The organism is Ancylobacter rudongensis, from assembly GCF_900100155.1.
Taxonomy (GTDB): domain Bacteria; phylum Pseudomonadota; class Alphaproteobacteria; order Rhizobiales; family Xanthobacteraceae; genus Ancylobacter; species Ancylobacter rudongensis.
In genome coordinates this window covers 22,714-40,382 of record NZ_FMTP01000012.1, presented here as the reverse complement: position 1 = coordinate 40,382, position 17,669 = coordinate 22,714, and the positions used below count along the sequence as shown (strand labels likewise).

Genomic DNA, 17,669 nt, shown 5'->3' with positions numbered 1-17,669 from the left:
CACCACTTCTTTCCCAGCAGATCCTTCAGCGCGACGTTGTCCAACATGGCGTCGGCGAGCATGCGCTTCAGCTTGGCGTTCTCATCCTCGAGCGCCCGCAGCCGTTTGGCCTCCGACACATCCATCCCGCCGAAACGGGCCTTCCACTTGTAGATGCTGGCGTCACTGACCCCGTGCTTCCGGCACAGGTCCGAGACCGGCACCCCAGCCTCGTGCTCCTTCAGGATGCCGATGATCTGCTCTTCCGTGAAGCGGCTGCGCCTCATGTCCTGGTCCTCTAAATGGGCCAGAACGAACTTCAATCTGGATTAGACAGGAGGGGCAACGTCATTCTGAACCCAGATATGTTGTTGATATATCTGGCTTTTTTCTTGTCTTCGACACCGGAAGCCGACCCATGGGCCGTCAAAATCTTACGGTGTTGATTTTAAAGGAAAAATCGTCGGGAAAAAAATCTTGCGACTTCGCCATCTATCGACATCAATCGCCCGATGACTAATGACGCGGCGCTCCACTGCGCCATTCTGCGCACCTCAAGAAGTACCGTCACTAGAGCCATATCACGCTTCGTCACGCAGCGCCATTAGGCCGCGACCGGACGTATCGCGAGCGCTCCGGCTTCCCTTGCCTATCTCTGCATCCAAACGTGGTTACGGTGATAGACTAGATAGGGCCGATGCTCGTCCCGTAGTGCCAACCGTAGCGTCTTTCCTAAACCCAACGCTTGATGCGCGGCGACCTCCAACTGAGGAGAGGTTAAAATCGCGCCATCGTCGTCGAATGTCACTAGCCCCGCATCGAATGCAGCGTCCCACAGAGCGGACAGCAGAAGTCCGTTATGCACGTCGAGGCGCTGTGCGTCGGTCGTGCAATCGGACCATGGGATCATGTGCGAGGCTCTCAGCAGCTCGGGACTGGAAATTCCGCTCAACGGACAGGTTCCGCTCCAGTATTCCATCAAGGCATCGCGAAAGATGTTCTGCCCGATCCTGAATTTTTGCGCGCGTTCGCCTTCAGTCTCGCCGACCCCCGCGACAGCGTTTTCGTACTTCTCAAGGGGAAAGTTGGGCAAGCTAACTGACAGGCGGTACACAGCTTGGACCCCGGCATGCAACTCATCACGCGTTGCAAACATGAAGGCCCCTGCATGACCTTTGGCGCAAGGTGCCGCGGGTTGGGCGTCCAGCGCCCGCGCCACTCCCGGAAGCATCAGAGACAGAAAGAATGGACCGGTGCCGTCTGCGGCGGCCAGTCCGATCTCCCCCGGCGCACTGGCCGACCGGAAGAAGATCCATCCACCAGCCTCTTCAGGACCAATACGGTATCCATGCTCGTTCGCGGCATCGCGCAGCTCAGAAAGAAGGACGAAGGGATAAGCCAGAAGACGCTCTTCGGTGCCGCTCATAGGTCAACCCTGAGCAAGCGCTGCACGGGCGGATCGCCATGCAATTTTAGCTGCAGGTAGCGACGTTCCCTGAACTCGGTCGGAGGTGCCGTGGTTGTTGTTACGATGTACTGAAACAGTGGCTTTCCGCCGACGCGCTCCAAATCCTGAACGATATCGAAAAGCCGTCCATAAATTGACAAGCCAAGATCGGCCTCACGCGGGCTGTCGTGAAGCAGAAATGGCGGCACACGGGTCGCTCCTTCGATGCTCACGCACATCGCAGCGAGGTCGAAAGCCAGAACCTTGAGAGAGTCGATCGCGGCCGTCCTGCGGTCGCCGCCCATGTCTACCGACAGATCAAGCCCGTTCCCGCTAAGGGTGATCCGGCCCTTTGCGTCGTGGCCGACCAACCGTCGGACGATCGGGTCGAACTTCTCGCTCAAGCGTCCGAAAACCCGGGCCTGTTTGTCACGAAAGGTGCCCAGCCGCTCTCTCTCAGTCTCTAGTTTTGTGCCCAATTCGCGCAGGCGCTTGATACCCGCCTCCTGCGTTTCGAGGAGTTCTGCAAGGCGCTCAACATCGTCTTGCAGCCTGCGGGCGGTGTACCAAGTGGACTCTCGGGCATCCCGGGTCTTCTCGATGTTCGTGACGTGATCGACGGATCGATCGAAGTGCTGCTTGGCCAGAGCAATCTGGGGCAAGAGCTTCGTCTGCTCTTGCCGCAGATCCTCAACTCGCTTCGCTTGGGAGTCGTGATCAGCTTGTTGTTGATACCAACGCTGCCGACAGGCGTCGGCATCCGGAATTTTGTGCGAGAGCTTGCAGCCTTCTGCCAGAGCGCGGTCGATGGGGACTTCGCATATCGGGCAGATCGGGCTTTCGGCTTCGACTTTCGAATAGGAAAGCCCCGACAATTCCCCGCGTATCATCGCCAATGTGCGTTCTTCAGCGGGGATTAGCGCCCCGATACGGATACGTTCGCCTTCTAGGCGCGCCCATTCATTTCTCGCGGCCTCTCGTTGCTCGCGTGCTGCGGCGAGTTCAGCGTCGCCGCCAGTCGGAATCTTGCTTGCCGACGCCAAGCGCGTGCTGGCGGACCTGCGCATGAGGTCGATCAGCAATGGCATCTCTGGAAGCGACTGCCCCTCAAGGCCGAGACCCGTAACGAGCCGTGTTTGCGTGCGTTCGATTTCCCACCGGCGATGGCCAATCTCTTGATCCAGGACTCGGCGTTCCTCGCTGAGGCTATTCACTTCACCACGCGTGGCCTGTTCCTCAGGCGTGATCGCCATCAGAAACGAACGGAGCGCTTCAAGCCTTGGTCCCTTCTCCTGTCCGCTCGCGGGCATCGGTGAATCGGAGTCCGAGGTCGGCGATCGCCAGTCAAGGACATCGTCAAATCGACACTCTTGGTCCCGGGTCAGCCAGGCGAGCGCGATCGGCCATATAGGCCCGTTTGCTTGCGGGCGAACCAATTGGGCAAGCGCGGGGGTGATGATTTGCTGATCGATCGCCTCGACGAACGGCTCCATTCCCGTTGAAGCGCCCTCGCCAGCGGCGATCTCATCGAGATTTCCGCCCGGTACAGCCATATGTCGCCGACGCACGCCAAGTGGGCGAACGATCGCCCAGCAGATTCCGTCTAGTATGATCTCGGCACCCACGATGCCATTCAAGAATGCGGTGCCGATCCGATCACGTTGGGGCTCGGTGGCGAAGCGATCCTCGCCAAGGCAATAGCGGATAAGCCGGCAGAAAAGCGTTTTGCCGCTACCATGCCCGACGGCATTTGTTTGACCCGCCAGGGCGGCATCATCTGCTCCATCCGGTGACCAGACGATGTTCAGGCCGGGGCGAAGCTCGATGTCCCGCACCTTCTCCCCACCAGGCTCCTTCCATATGACAAGTCGTCGAACCCAAAGCCGCGGCCCTTCGAACCCTTCAGCTGGGCTTACCGTCAGAAGCTGCGGGTCGAGAAGGTCAGGCTGCTGCGGCATTGATCACCCACTGCTGTATGTCAGCGGGCAGCGAATCCACCGCCGCGTCTAAGTTGATGTTCTCCAGAGCACCGAACACGAAGCTTGCGCGACCGTCAGGCCATCCGGAAGTATCGATGGCCTCCAAACCGGGACCAGATGCCCATGTCCCGCGCTGGAGATCCTCAACCAGCCGTCCATTGCCGCGGTGGTTTCGCAGAGCGGCGCCCCACGCTGTGTTGTTCCTCGCGACGAATGTCGCGACATTGCTGGCAAGAGGATCGGACTCCACCCCTATCAGGCGACGCCACTCAGCCGCTTTGGCGGGAGGCAGGAGCGGAACAAGCAGACGCGGCTCCATGATGAATGCAGCAGCGAGACGAACGTTTCGGATCGACCTCGGCCCATCCATCGCCTTGAGAACCGCAGCCAAGATGGCCCCCGTATCTCCAGCGTTGGATTGTTGAGTCCGAGCCCATACATCATCTGGCAGAGTGACATCGAGCGACGTTGGCCGGATAGAGTGGAGCTCAATTGGTTGGCTTGCTACGTGCGATCCCGACAATCGATCATAGGCTTCGAGCACAAGGCGGCGCGTGCGAAACTCGCCCAAGCCAGTCTCTTCGTTGCGCTTGAGAACGCGGAAGGTTTCCGAGGGATATTCCGCCCCACTGGTGTCGGCTGGATCGAGCACATAGCGAAGCTCATCCCGCGTAAGTCCGTACTTGATAGCAAACAGCGCATCGAGGTCGGCACGCAAAGCCGCGCGGCGCAGCAAATCAAAGGCGAACGGCGGCCCCGAATGGCCAAGGTCTTCTGCCCAAAGGCGCATTGAGTGCGAGGTATATGTGAGTTCGAGCACGCGCGATGCGATAAAAGAATGATCCTCGCGGGTGAATTGGTGTGGGCTCAGAACAGGCAGCTGCTTCATGTAGTAATATTTAAAGGACGTACCGCCAGCTTTCTGTCGTGCAGCGAAATCGAGTGGCAAGGAGATCAAATTCGCCAGAAGCGGGACCGCAGTCTCAACGCCGCGCGTATGATGCATCATCAAGATTTTGTCGCCCGCTCCCACCTTGGGAAAGACGGACGCAATCACAGTCCGTTCGTCTGTGGAGCGACAGATATCTCTCCAGCCCATCAGCCAACGCGGTTGTTTACGATTAATAAGAGCGGCCGTGAGCGCAAGCGGGTCTGCGCCCTGCGCCTTGATGAAAGCGATATCGTCTTCCGATAATGGCGTCTCGCGGCCCATCTCGCGCGCGCCATCAGCGTTCTTATTGAGCCAAGTCGCAAATGTGCCACCGACGATGCCGCGCTCAAGGGAACGGGGACCCAGCACGTCGCGCAAATGCGACCGTGCCCGGTCAGCGGAGCGGGCCAAATTGCTTGCTTGGAGATCGCTTGAGTCGAGTGTGCCGAGCACCCATTGCGCCAGCACCTTCAGGCAGCCCTCGGCGTTGTCTTTCCGGAAGTATTGCTTAAGCCGAGCGGGTACGCGAGCTGCCCGCAGTTCCGTCTCGGCGAGCGGCACCCAGTACCAAGGTTCCGCCTCATAGCTCGAATCGGCCTTGATCGCATCCGGCGTCGAGGGCAGTGAACCGTCGCCCGGCCGCTCGGAAAGACCGGCATACGAGCCGAAGCGGTGATCGAAATGATGAATCATCTTCGCTTCTAGGAGCGGAACATAGCGCCGCCCGTCGGCATGGCACCAATCCGTCCTGTCACGTCGGAAGTTCTCCCCGGTAAGCTGAGCGGCTGTGCGGAAGTACCCACTGTCGTTCGACATGTGGAACAGCGTTTGAAAGGTGACGCCCCAAGGATTCAAATCGCCATCCGGATGACCGGGCCGGTCGCGGATCAGCACCGGCGCTGCCCGGTAAAGCTTGCGGGTCAGATCGCGGTCGCCCCTTGTGCGGAAAAGTGGCGCGGTGAGCGTGTTTGGATTGAACAACTCGAAATCTTCAGGTGTGAGTTCGATCTGCCTTCGCTCGTCGGCCAAATGGTCGAGTTGTCCGATCTCAAACGACGCACGGACTCCGCGGTTAGATTCGCCGATACTCAGCAGAGAGAAAGACTTTCGATCGTCCGTGGTTGGAAACCACCTCCTGATCTCGTCAAAGCTCAACAGCGTCGCGAGTTGATTGTTCGCGACGAGATTGCCGAAAAAGGCACTCGTCGAACTATCGGTCGCAATCCCTGTCGGAACGATGACGCCGGCCCGTCCCCGCGCTCGGACCAGACGAGCAAAATGTTCCGCAAACAATGCATAGGTGTTCACGTCGCCCATGCCGCTGAGTGGGAACCGACCGCTCTTCCGCACAAAGACGCTGGCAGCCTCCGCCGCACGACTTGCGAACTCAAACTCGGCGGCGAGATCTGCCCGAGCAGTGCCGGCTTCGGCCTGTTTCAGCGCCTTTATGAGCACTGAGCGCGCTGCTTTGTTCGGCGCCGTGGCAATCTCGGGATCCCGCGCTGCGAAGAACTCCTGCTCCTGCAGCTTGATCCTTTCCCATGGAGGATTGCCCACCACGACATCAAAACCGCCGCGTGCCATGATGGCGGGGAATTCAAGCGGCCAATGGAATGCACTCACTCCGCTTGCCGTCCTGTCGATCGTCCCTACGAGCGGGCCCGGGAGTGCGTCGCCCCGCGCTGCCGCCCACATGTGATCAGTTTCGGGCATCGTTGTCGCTATGTTGGCTGGCCCTGGCGCAGCACCGGTCTTAGGCTGGAAGAACGCAGCCACATAAGCATCGCAGGCCAGTTTCAGATTGAACCAGCCCGGCCCTTTGTGAAGTTGGTTGAAGGCCCTCTCTTTGGCAGCAATCTCGGCTAGTGTATTCTCGGGCATCTCCGCCAGCGTGCGCGCTGCGTCGATAAGCGCCGCCGGTGGTTTAAGGCCGGCGAGGAAGCCCGTTGAGCCTTTGCCCTCGCGCTGTTCCTTATTGCGCCGAAGATAGACCTTCGACAGCTCCTTGTCGTCTCCCGCCAAGGGCTCGTAAGCTTCATCGGGAATGCCGTCTCGCAACGCCTCGATGCTGAAAACACCTATTAAGCTGTCGCCGCAGCGGATATGGTTGTCGAGAAAGGTAAGTGGCTTTCCTGGCTCCAGCGCCTCAATCCAAAGCGCGACCTTTGCGAGTTCAACCGCCATCGGATTGCGGTCGACGCCATAGATCGAATGGCGGACGACATCGCGCATCGCCGCCGGGTAATCGGGAGCCTCGCTGTCGCGCAATTGCGCCACTCGTGCCGCCATCCGGCGCGCGGCGCCAAGCAGGAAATGACCCGAGCCGCATGCTGGATCGATCACCGATAGCCTAAGGATCGCCTCGGCCCCTCCCTCCGCTTCCGCCTGCATGAGCACAGGTTCGAGCGTGGAGTCGAGCAGCGTCTGCACGAGACTGTCCGGCGTGTAGTAACTGCCGGAAGTCTTGCGTGCATTGCCCTTCGCTTCATCGGCCTCGGCAAAGCCGAAGCGTCGTCCATGGTCCTCCCGAATAGGAACAAGCTCAAGCAAACCTTCGTAGACGGAGCCAAGCTCTTCCGTCGCCATGTCCCGCCAATTAACCCGCACGCGCCGCCCATCTTCGATGAGCCAGCTCAGGTGGAAGATAGCCCGCAGGAATGCGCGGTTCGGCAGCTTCGCTTCGTCCAGATCGGGAGTCTCACCGCGCGTGAAAAGCCCACCTAGCGCTGGCAATCCGAGTAGCTTCTCGCCGTGCTCCAGCCCTCGGAAGACGATCTTCGCCGCCTCCCAGGCATCATGATGGTGATCGTGCGAGGAACGTCGAGCCGACCGATCTCGCATATGGCTGAAGCCGTAAGCGGATGCATAGAGATCACGAGCTGCCTCCGACGCGTCCGGTCCATGTAGAAGCTCACGATCCTCCGCGACCGCCAAGAAGATCAACCGATAGACAATGCGTAGGAGCTGCTCAAACCAGGCATTCATGCTGGTATGATTTTCATCGAGCTTCACCCGAAGGTCAGGGTTCGCATCCAGGAACCCTTGGCCAAGCGCCAGCAATGCTTCCTTGACGCTCTTGCCAAGTCGATGGCGCGCCGCCGTTCCGGCTCGTAATCCAGCCTCGCGCCAGCGCTCCAACGCGCAATCGGCCGCCGCAGCATTTTCCCCGCCGAAACGGGTCGCATGGATCAGCAGCCACGTCGCAGTGAAGTCTGCGAACATCTCGTCCCGGAATATCGCCCCCAAATCCGCTTCGATGTAGGTTGGGCGGGTGAAGCTGGCGTTGTCCCGCATGAGGCGGAGGCGGTCGCCGGCAAAGACTAGACCCCATAAGAATTCGGCGTTCGCGTTTAGCCAGTCCTGAAGTAACACGCTCGGCGAACGCCTCGGGATCGTGCCACCATGATCGTCGCCAAGGTTCGGAAGCGATTTAGTGAACGCATCTGCTTCAGACAAAGGTGCGGCCACGACGACGGGCACCCTGCCGCCCTTTGCCTCAAGGGTGATACGATAAGTGTGACCATCTTGCTGGTGCAGATTTGGGCCGTGCAGGCCTTCAAACCCGAACGCCTCCTCGAGCAGGCTCTTAACAAAGGCGCCAGTCTGAACCTCGGTCGGCGCTGCTAATCTGGCATATGCCTGCCAATGCGCTTGGCCGATCCTGAAATAGCGCGTGATCTCGTCTCGCAGGTTCGTCCCTTTGGGGCAGCCGTATTCCGCGGCCGCTTTCTGGTCGGGAGCGGTGGAGGCGATCACCGCAACCTGATCGGGAGAGATCAATCCTCCCTCGATCGAGACGGCAGTGAGCCCGATATTGGCAGCGCGCTTGAGATGACGGGCCATCACTCGCCCTCCGGAAGGAGAACATAGAGACCTATGACGTCCGCTGGCAAAACAGGAACGACCTCGACCGTCGCCCCGCCGCGCGCGGCTTCCGTCAGCCGAAGATGGTCGGCCGAAAGCGCCGCTCCGCGTTCGGCTGCGAAGGCCTCTATCGCCGGTTGGTAGCTCACCAGTCGTTCGTGAGCTCTCTGGAGCTGACGCACGGCGGCGAGTTCATCAAGATTTCCGGTCGCCTCCGCCTCGAGAAGCTCAATGGCAGAAGGTCCTTCGAGAATCGGCGCCGCAGCCAATCCGCCGAACGCGATCCCCGTCGCTTCCTCGGCCAGCAGCAGGCGGTTTGTGCGACCGCTGGTGATGAGCTTGAAACGAAGGCGCAACAGCATCAGTGTTGTCATCTGGGTGACGGCGCGGGTTCGCCAGGCGCCGCACCGGCCAAGGGGACGAAATGCTGCCCCTTCCGGATCTAGCGCACCCTCCGCCAAGCTTTCTGCCAAACTTGCAACCAGGGGGTGGACCCGCCCGAGGTGCGTCACACCCGGCGCCGGATCATCCTCAAAGCCAACCCTTCGCGTCCCCCGCAGACCACGCGCTTCCAAGCGTTCCTTAATGGCGTCAGGCATCGCATCCAGATGCACCAGATGATGTTGACCGGCTTTCTCCAATGGTGCGCCCGCGCGCTTCAAAGCGCGTTCCGTAAAGCGCGCAACTTCCGTCGGCCCCCCGTTTAGCGCCCGCATCTGCCTCCACTCCGGAAGCACGTCGTCGGGTTTCAGCGCGCCTTGCGCGTAGCGCGCGCGACTTGCTTTCGCGTTTTCCTCGGCGTCGCGCCATTTGCCGTCGAGGCGCTCGCTTGAAAGGCCGAAATCGAAAGCCAACTGCTCTCGGTGTCCGCCAGCGCGAAGCATAAGTGCTTGCATGAGCGCGGAGGTCACGCCTTCGCTGTCTTCGGGCATCGGCACCGAAATGCCCGTCGCCTTCCGAATAGCGTCCGCTTTTCGCAGGATGACCTGCAAGACTGCGCCATCAATCGCGCTGTTGTCGCCGAAGATCGTCACCGAGCGGACCACAGGCGAGCGCTGGCCAAATCGGTCGACGCGCCCCTCGCGCTGCTGGTGACGGGTCGGATTCCAGCTTAAATCGTAGTGAACGACGGCATCGAACAGCGCTTGCAGATTGATGCCCTCGGACAGGCAGTCCGTCGCGACGAGGACTCGGCTCTCGGAGTCTTCAAGCTGGTCGACGCGAGTTCGCCGCTCTTCAGGCGGGAGACGCCCTGTCACGACCGCCACGTCGGTCTTTGGCCAAGCACGCTTGATCTCTTCGCCTAGCGCCTCCGCCGTTGCGATGAACCGGCAGAAGATGACCGGTTTGGCTCCTTCCGGAAGCAGCCCTTTTAGAACCTTCAGTAGCCGTGCCACCTTGGGATCCTCGCCGCGACGGCGATCAAGGGATTCAGCAATCGCTATCAATTCGGTAAGTTCGCCGCGCTCTTCGGCATTGTCGCTGGCGGTACCGGGCTCCACATCACCCTGGTCGAGCAGGCCTTCGTCTTCATCGAAGACGACGGGCTGCATCGCCTCTTCGTCGACCACACCGGACAACCGATTGCGCAGCGCGTTGATCGCCGCCGCCGGCGAGGAGCCGACACATCGCATGAGCGCGAGCGTCCCCCAAAAAGCGAGCCGTCGGCTGCGCTGGTCAGAACCGGCGCGCTGCGTAACAGCGAGACAATAATCCAAAACGCGATCATGGAAGGCGCCGAACTCGCCGCTGAGAGTGAAAGGCTCATCCTTCACCTGGTGAACAGGGAAAGTCCGTTCCTCGTGCCAACCGGACTCCGTGATATCGGGTCGGCGCCGCTGGACATAATGTTGAGCGAGGCGGCGTGCGTATCGCATGCGCGCATTCTCATCGCCTTGGGGACCTCCCGCGAAGTCCAGGCTAATGAGTCCCAGCAGACGATCGAACGCCGCTTCATCACCACTGTGCGGCGTTGCCGTCAGCAGCAGCATGTGGCGTTCCTCATCGGAGGCGAGGCGTTCGAGAAGCTCGAAACGCTGATGTCTGCCGCGATCTCCGCCGATACACGCATGCGCTTCATCAACGATCACCAGGGACGGGCACGCCCGGGCAAATTCGTCGCGGCGGTTGTCAGCCTTGATATAGTCGAGGCTGACGACAGTGTGCGGATAGGCTTCAAATAGGCTTTGAGCCGCTGGAAGACCACGCTCTAGGCTGCGCGCCCTGGCCGAGGTCACGGCCACGGCGTCAATGTCGAACTTTTCTGCAAGCTCACTCACCCATTGCTCGACGAGATGGGGCGGACACAGCACGGAGAAGCGGTCGATCAGGCCACGGTCGAGCATCTCGCGAACGATCAATCCCGCCTCGATCGTCTTGCCGATCCCCACATCGTCGGCGATCAGCAACCGCACCACCGGCAGCTTCAAAGCCATCATCAGCGGCACAAGCTGATAGGCGCGCGGCTCCACGCCGAGATGCGCAGCGCTCCGGAACGGGCCGGCGCCTCGGCGAAGCGACAGACGCAGCGCATCCGCCAGCAACCGCGCACCGTCCTGGGTGTCTCGCCGCTCGGGTGTTGGTGGTGCAAATCGCGCAGGCCTGACGGGATTGACTTCAAGCGCTAGCGCAATTCGTTGCGCATCGGCCTCCGAGCCCGACAAGGGCCGCACATTGAGGATGTCGTCATCCGGGGACGGAAGGACGACCCACTCGCGTCCCCGCGCCTCGACAAGATCTCCCGGTGAAAATTTGACCGCTTCCACTACGCCGCCCCCAACAACTCAACCAATTCCCTCGGCGCGGCTTCGCCAGGCACTTCCGGAAGCTCGACGACATCCACCCCCAAATCGGCGCATGCCGTGGCAAGCCTGTCCGGTACACGACCTGACACCGCGAGCACCTGAAAGCTTGGCCAATAAAGCTCGTATAAAGTGCCGTCGACCTTGCGCGGGGATGGTGCTGGCAATCCCCAACGGCCTATCGCACTAAGCCAGCCGCTTGCGGCCTCTACCTGTCCAGCGGGCAGGACCTTAGGCTCCGCAAGCTGACAGAGAAAAGCCGTGACCTCCGCGTCGCGACGATCGATCAGATTATGATCGGGCTGGTTGAAGTATGAAAGCAGGCAGCGGTAACAGCCGGCGACGCAAGCATCCGTCCGCTCCTTGAGGCCGCCGCTGTCCGGCGCGAAATCATAGTGCATGAGATCTAGGGCCTGATGGGCGATCTCCGCCGTTCGGCGCGGATCGGAGACAAGGCGGTTCAGAACACCTGCTCCCCCCTCCGTCGCCTCGTAAAGCAGGATCGCTTTGCGGTCCTCGCGCGCAGGCAACGGCTCGCCCAAGAGTTCGCCTTCTTCAAGCTCGGCGACAATCTGGATGCCCCGCAGAAGAGCATGCTGCAGGGTTGCCATCTGCCGCTCGTCAAAATTTGCAAGCGGCCGTACCAGAAGCGCGTTCTTATGGTCCTCGACGATCGGCACGATCCGCTGCGACTTCGGGATCGTGACGTCCATGTCATCATCATCCCCGCCGTTGAGCGTATCCTTTACCCACCGGCCTGACGTCGGATCGATGCAGAACCCGTTTATCGACTTTGACTTCCGACGGCGAAGCCCCTTGTTGACGCGCGATAGCTTCGCGCGCGCGCCATAATCGAGAAGCAACAACGGCCCTGCTTCCGAACGCAAGGTGAGCGTGCGGATATCGGGAACGCCTTTTTCGAATTGCCACTGGAAAACGGTCTGGATCTCAAAACCGCGCCTTTGCCGGTCCTCATCATTCGCCGTGATGCGAGACGACGGCGCGGTTTCGACATTGTCGATCCGATAGACATTGTCGAGCCGATCCACCCCGGCCAACGACGCCCCGCACGCGTGACATCGCTCGAGCTTGTCATCAGTGTGAGCCGCTCCACATTCGCCGCACAGGATGAGGCTGGTGGTTGCCAGTTTGCCATCGTCGAGGCGACCGTGCGCCGGCAGCTTCGCACGGACAACCCGGTAGGCGCGCCCCTCGTGATAAATCAGACTGTTGGGACCGAACTCGGAAATGGCGAGAAAACGCGGCCTCTGCAGGACGGCCGCACGTTTGGTCGCAGGAATGAAAGCATAGAGCGGGAGACGCGGGAAGTTGTATCCCGGTAGAAATCCTTCGGTCGCCAGATATCGATAAGTGTAAAAATCGGACCCGTTCGAAGCCTGTCCGCGCTCAAGCATGTCGAGTTCTTCAGTCGCCCGGAAATGACGGCGCGCAGCCTCTTTGCGTTCGCCCGGTTTGAAGGACGTCTTCTGCTGGATTTGATGCGCCTCATCCTGCTCACGGCGTGCGCTTCGGTAGAGCTCACGCCACCGACTGAAGCTGCTTGCGAAATTCTGCGCGGCTTCCCGGTTGGTTTCATCGACGAAGGCGTCAATATCGGCCAGCCACGGCGCGTCGGCCAACTCTACCGCGCTGACAGTCTGATCAAGAAGGCGCCGCATCGTGGGCTTTGCGGCTCCGCTTGCGGCAAGCTTTTCGAACACCGCTTGGATTGGATCGGAGATCGGCATCTCCGGTGTTGCCATGTTCAAGTTTTCAGGGATGGACGGCTTCAGCGGCACCACGGCCGCCGCCAGCCATTCGGCATGGAGATGGCTCCGCAGCAGATCGCGATTGGCAAGATCGAGGGCTGGTGGCTTTACGACGCCCGCAACAAGCCCTTGCCTGTTGTTGAAATAATATTGGTCATGGGGGGACTGCGCAGCACAATAGGTGACGACAAGCGCTGCTTGACCACTGCGGCCGGCACGGCCGGCTCGCTGCACGTAATTTGCCGGGGTTGGCGGCGCATTCCTGAGAAAAACAGCGTTCAGCGCGCTGATATCGACGCCGAGCTCCATCGTCGGTGAACAGAACAGCGCCGGAAGAAAACTGGCGGGTTCGCCTTCCTGGCGCATTTCGTCGCGGTTCTGGGCGATCCTTTCGATATCTGACTTCCCGAACCGAAACCGATCTTCCCGCCAAGCACGAACTTTCTGATCGACCTGGGCGGTGTGCTCCCGAGCCTCGAAGGCGAAGGGCAAGTTGCCCTCCTGCCCCAGCATCCCCGCAACGTCTTCATAGAGCGTACGGAAGAAGGGATTTTCGCGTTTGCCGTCGGCCCTCTTGGTTGCCGGAAATAGGCGCAAGGCAGTCGATGACAGACGCCACGCAGGAGCGTCTCCACCCGTAACTACCCGCCGGACGACCTGGTGATTTTCGGCAGCACGCAGGAGTGTGGCGATAACATCGTCATATTCTTTAACGGGCAGCGGCTCGCCCCACAGATCCTTACTGCGCAGGCTCTTACCCAACGCCGTCCGCCAGCCGGCCCGCACGATCAGTACATCTTCCGCAGCGCTAATCTCCGCTTTGCTCGGCGGATCAATCATTAGGAATCCGGCCTGCCGCAGTTCCTGTTCTTCGTTTTGATCGATCAGCCAGGGATCGCGCAGGTGATTTCTGGACGTCTCGGCGACCTGCAATATCCGCTGGCGATCCAACGCTTCGGTGGCAATCGCAAGGCCGCGACGCATATAGTCGAAGAGCAGCGTGAAGAGTCTGGCCCGCAATTGGGGTGTGCTCGCCGCCAGCCGTGGATTACCAGCGAACTCTTCGTCGTCGCCCGCCAGCTCACCCAGTCCGGGAAACCGCACCTCGACGAGGCCGGCTTCTTCGAGATTGGGGTTTGTGAAACGCCAACCCTTCCGAAGATCCGCCCATACGCGATGTGCCAGGATCGAGGTTAGCACTTCCTCGGCCGCCTGCCGGTTGTGGAATCCCTTTACGCGCGGATCGGCCATCCAATCGGAGAGCCGCTCAGATTCCTCCAGATCGAAACCAAGCGCCTTGCGAACAGCCTCCCCGAACCGAACGTCCGCCAAGCCCTTCTGACCCGCGTCCCGCACGGCACGTAAGATGCCGCCACGGAGCAAGCAGACGAAAATGAAGTCATTGAAATGCCCTGCCTGCAGGGCCGCATCCTGGCGATTGTCTGTGAAGCCCAGGAGTTTGCGTGTGCTTTCCTCAAGCGTGCCGTCGGCCTCCATCCACGCCAGGATGGTCGAGACGATGAGCGTCGTCGCTGAACTACGGCCTTCAGCCGACAGACCCGCCAGCTTGTTGATGTCGCGTGCCTGTTGAGGCGGCTGATGGCGGCAATGGGGGCAGAAGCGATATTTGCCGCCGAAGAACCATGCTGGCACCCCATCGTCGCCGAGCGACCCATCGGGCTTCACAAAGAGGAGTTGCCCCTCGTGCTTGCCGCGATGTCCTCCTTTAAGGCGTTCCTGGCCTGCCGGCGTGGTTTCCTGCCAATCGTCCGGATAGTCAGCGACAGCGCCGCCGAACTGAAAGTCGGCATTGACCGCGGGAATTAGGAAGCCGGTTCGCGAACCGTCTGGTTCTGGGTCTTCACTCGCCGGCTCGTCGATGGCCCGCGCAAGAACCCGGATACCATCGAGCGCATTCTCAATGCGCACGCTATGGTGTTCTTGGCCACATTCCCGGCAAAAGAAGACCGGATATAGGCGCGCATTCGGATCGGAGGGGTGGAAGACCTGCCCTTCCAAAACGACGCGCCGGCCGGTGGCAGGTTCGATCGTTGCGTAGGCATGCCCCGCGCCGGAAATAAAGCGATGAAGCTTAAACGCCAGAAATGCACGATCGCTGATGCCGCCGCGAAGATCTTCGCGACGCCCCATCAAAGACAGCATTCCGGCAAGAGCGCTCCTGCATTCCTCAGGGAGGATCTTTGTCTGAGCCGCTAGTTTGGCAGTCGCGTCGCTCAACGTCATAGGCGGGCGACGCCGCAATTTTTCGCCTTCAGACAGTCCAATCTCAGTCTCGATCCAGCAGGCGAGCGGATTGCCGTACAGCTCCTTATCCGTGAGCGTAGCCGGGATAGGCGCTCGGATTGCATCCACGAGGGATGCTCCGAGGCTGGTGCTCTTGATGTTGGGGTCCGTGGCCCGCGCGAGGTTCTCGTCAATGATCGAGGCTGAACTCAGTTCTTCGCCAAAAATGAGCTTGCCGACACGAGCAACGGCACTTGCTCGCTCGATCTCATCCTGCGCGCTCGACATCGTCGCTGACGTACCGATGCAAAGCAGCTTGCCCTCTTTGACGAGGCGGTCTTTGACGCGACGCACCAGCATCGCGACGTCCGCGCCCTGGCGGCCGCGATATGTGTGCAGTTCGTCCAGGACCAGGAAATCCAAGCCGTGCGCATTGGCGATGACGGCACGATCGAGCTCGTCCTGACGCGTCATGAGCAATTCGAGCATCATGAAGTTCGTGAGCAAAATGTCGGGTTTGGCCTTGGCGATGGCTTGTCGATCCGCATCACTCTCCTGGCCGGTGTAGCGACCAAAGGTCGGGCGTAACTCCTCTTCCACCCCTGAGCCACCGATGAACTTTTCGAGCTCCTCAAGTTGGCTGTTGGCCAATGCGTTCATGGGATAAATGATGATCGCGCGCGTCCGCTGCGCCTCGCCTGCGCGCCGTGCGCGCACGACTGCATCGACGATCGGCAGGAAGAAGCAGAGCGATTTTCCGGACCCCGTACCGGTTGTGACGATGAAACTCTCACCATTGCGCGCTTTCGCGACAGCACGCTCCTGGTGGCGGTGAAGCTTGATCGGCGCCCGATCCGAACCGCTGGCGAATATCTTGCTGAGGGCCGGATCCAACACGCCTTGAGCGACAAGCTGTTCGACAGAATGACCGGCCTCGAAATGCGGATTGATGGTAATGAGCGGCTCCGGCCAAAAACGCTGCTCGTTATATGCAGCATCAACCTGAGCACGGATTTCCGGCGCATGAATCTCCGAAAAGGAGCGCGCGAACGATTCGTATCGCTCTATCAACGCCTGATCGAGATCGAATATATCCACGACGCCCCCTCTTCAGTCATCTCCAAAAGAGATATCCGAATTACAACTTTGAACCATTATTATTTGAAGCTCACGCTTGTATAGCGTGCGGCATCAGAAAATCAGCCAAGCTGTTCACGACATCTTCCAAGCTTCCCGGATTAGCGGAAACATCCCTGACAAAGGCGTTCCACTGTCGCTGTTTTTGTTCATCGTTGGCGAAAGCCGGCGTTAGTGCATCGGGCAAATCGACAGGAACCGCTGTCTCGCGCCGGGCAAACGTTGCAGCGATCGCGCGGGCGAGCCTGTCGCCGGCGAAATCGAACGACTTGCTGAGGATCCAGATGTCGTAGAAATCCTTCATGCGACTGTTCGCGCGTCCGAGCGCGACCATCGCCTGAAACTTCTCAGCAATAACAGTTTCGCGCGCGTAGGCACGCAGACGCGGTGCGGGAAACGCCAACATGGAGGGATAGTCGAGCATCTCCGCACCGGGTTCCATCGCATCACCGAAGCCGATGTCGATCGTCAGATTGATCCTGGCGCCGCTAATCGAGGCGGTTGTCCGCAGCCTCAGCCCGCCATATTCGAGCTCTTCGCGAATGCGATCGACGCGAAGAGCATCGACGTCAAATTCCACACCATCATCATCGTTGAGCGCCAGGATGCCTCGAAATGTCGCGAGCATCGCCTCTGGTTCAGGGTCGCCAAACCCCAACAGATCGAGGTCACGCGTGCCGCGATATGGATCCTCAAACCAACTCATCATCAGCATCGCGCCTTTCAGAACGAAGCGGTCCGCATGCGGTGATTGGCTGAGCCGGAAGAGGAGTCGTTCGAGCGCAAAGCGCGTCAGGACAAGATCAAAGCTCTGACCGCTTGCCTTGGCGACCTGCAGGAGGCGGGCGCGCACCGAGGCGCCGATATTCTTGATCTCCTTAGCCATTGGCGGTCAGCGCCTCGAGATAGGGTCGAATGACCGTCGCGATCGCTCCTCGATCGGCTTGCCTGACGATTTCGCCAGGGGTTGTCTTGCGTTGACGCAGCGCCTCCTGGAGGCCCTCGATCGCCACCGACAGGCCTATCTTGTTGCGATACCGGAAGCAGTCGGCGACCGTCTTGGCGACCCCAAAAATCTTTACGGGCACCCCTTCGACGGTGTGGGATTCGACACCTTCCGTAAGGAGGCGATCCGTGAAGCGCACGAGCCGAACTGGCGCCCCATCACCCTTGGGAGCCCAATCCTTTTGGCCGATGGCGATCCACACCTGCCTTGGGAGCTGATCGGTAAGTTGATGGAACGCGAGGGCCGAGACGAGACAGACCACACCCTTAGGCACCCGTTTCGCTGCCTCGGCTAGACTGTGATGCGCGTCGAGCGGCGCATCAGGGAGTTGGTAAAGCCCTCGCGCAAGTCGGAGCACCTCGCCATCCCGCTCCATGCGGCTCATAGTTGCCGCGGTCACTCCCGCGGTCCGCAGCTCGGCAAGACGCGCAATACCGCGCGCTTTCAGCACGGAGTGAGCAATGTGGCGCTGGGACGCGGTTTCGGGCATGATATGTAGGCTCGGAGTGTGG

The 17,669-nt window shown here is 60.3% G+C and carries 8 protein-coding genes; all 8 read right to left on the bottom strand.

Features of this window, described 5'->3' with window-relative positions:
- The coding region (locus tag BLO63_RS20325; protein ID WP_143007100.1) for a transposase at positions 1-266 on the bottom strand (266 nt) is incomplete at its 3' end.
- 362 nt (positions 267-628) lie between these two features.
- Positions 629-1,405: an HNH endonuclease gene (locus BLO63_RS20320; RefSeq protein ID WP_091444575.1), complete on the bottom strand. Its 777-nt coding sequence runs from the start codon at positions 1,403-1,405 to the stop codon at positions 629-631.
- The gene (locus tag BLO63_RS20315; RefSeq protein WP_162841865.1) at positions 1,402-3,384 is read right to left on the bottom strand and encodes a chromosome segregation protein SMC; all 1,983 of its coding nucleotides are present in this window, start codon (positions 3,382-3,384) and stop codon (positions 1,402-1,404) included. Before BLO63_RS20315 ends, BLO63_RS20320 begins: the two co-directional genes overlap by 4 nt.
- Positions 3,368-8,179 carry an Eco57I restriction-modification methylase domain-containing protein gene (locus BLO63_RS20310; RefSeq protein WP_091444569.1) on the bottom strand — a complete coding sequence of 1,604 codons (4,812 nt, stop codon included), beginning with the start codon at positions 8,177-8,179 and terminating at the stop codon, positions 3,368-3,370. Before BLO63_RS20310 ends, BLO63_RS20315 begins: the two co-directional genes overlap by 17 nt.
- Entirely contained in the window at positions 8,179-10,965 is a 2,787-nt protein-coding gene (locus BLO63_RS20305) for a DEAD/DEAH box helicase (protein WP_244517998.1), read from the bottom strand. The genes BLO63_RS20310 and BLO63_RS20305 overlap by 1 nt, the downstream gene beginning before the upstream one ends.
- Complete coding sequence (locus BLO63_RS20300; RefSeq protein ID WP_091444565.1) at positions 10,965-16,112, bottom strand: DEAD/DEAH box helicase; 5,148 nt, start codon at positions 16,110-16,112, stop codon at positions 10,965-10,967. The genes BLO63_RS20305 and BLO63_RS20300 overlap by 1 nt, the downstream gene beginning before the upstream one ends.
- Before the next feature lie 70 nt (positions 16,113-16,182).
- Positions 16,183-17,037, bottom strand: a complete 855-nt coding sequence (locus BLO63_RS20295) for a nucleotidyl transferase AbiEii/AbiGii toxin family protein (RefSeq protein ID WP_091444561.1) — start codon at positions 17,035-17,037, stop codon at positions 16,183-16,185.
- On the bottom strand, positions 17,030-17,647 hold the full coding sequence (locus BLO63_RS20290) for a type IV toxin-antitoxin system AbiEi family antitoxin domain-containing protein (protein WP_091444558.1): 618 nt from the start codon (positions 17,645-17,647) through the stop codon (positions 17,030-17,032). Before BLO63_RS20290 ends, BLO63_RS20295 begins: the two co-directional genes overlap by 8 nt.
- Positions 17,648-17,669 lie beyond the last annotated feature (22 nt).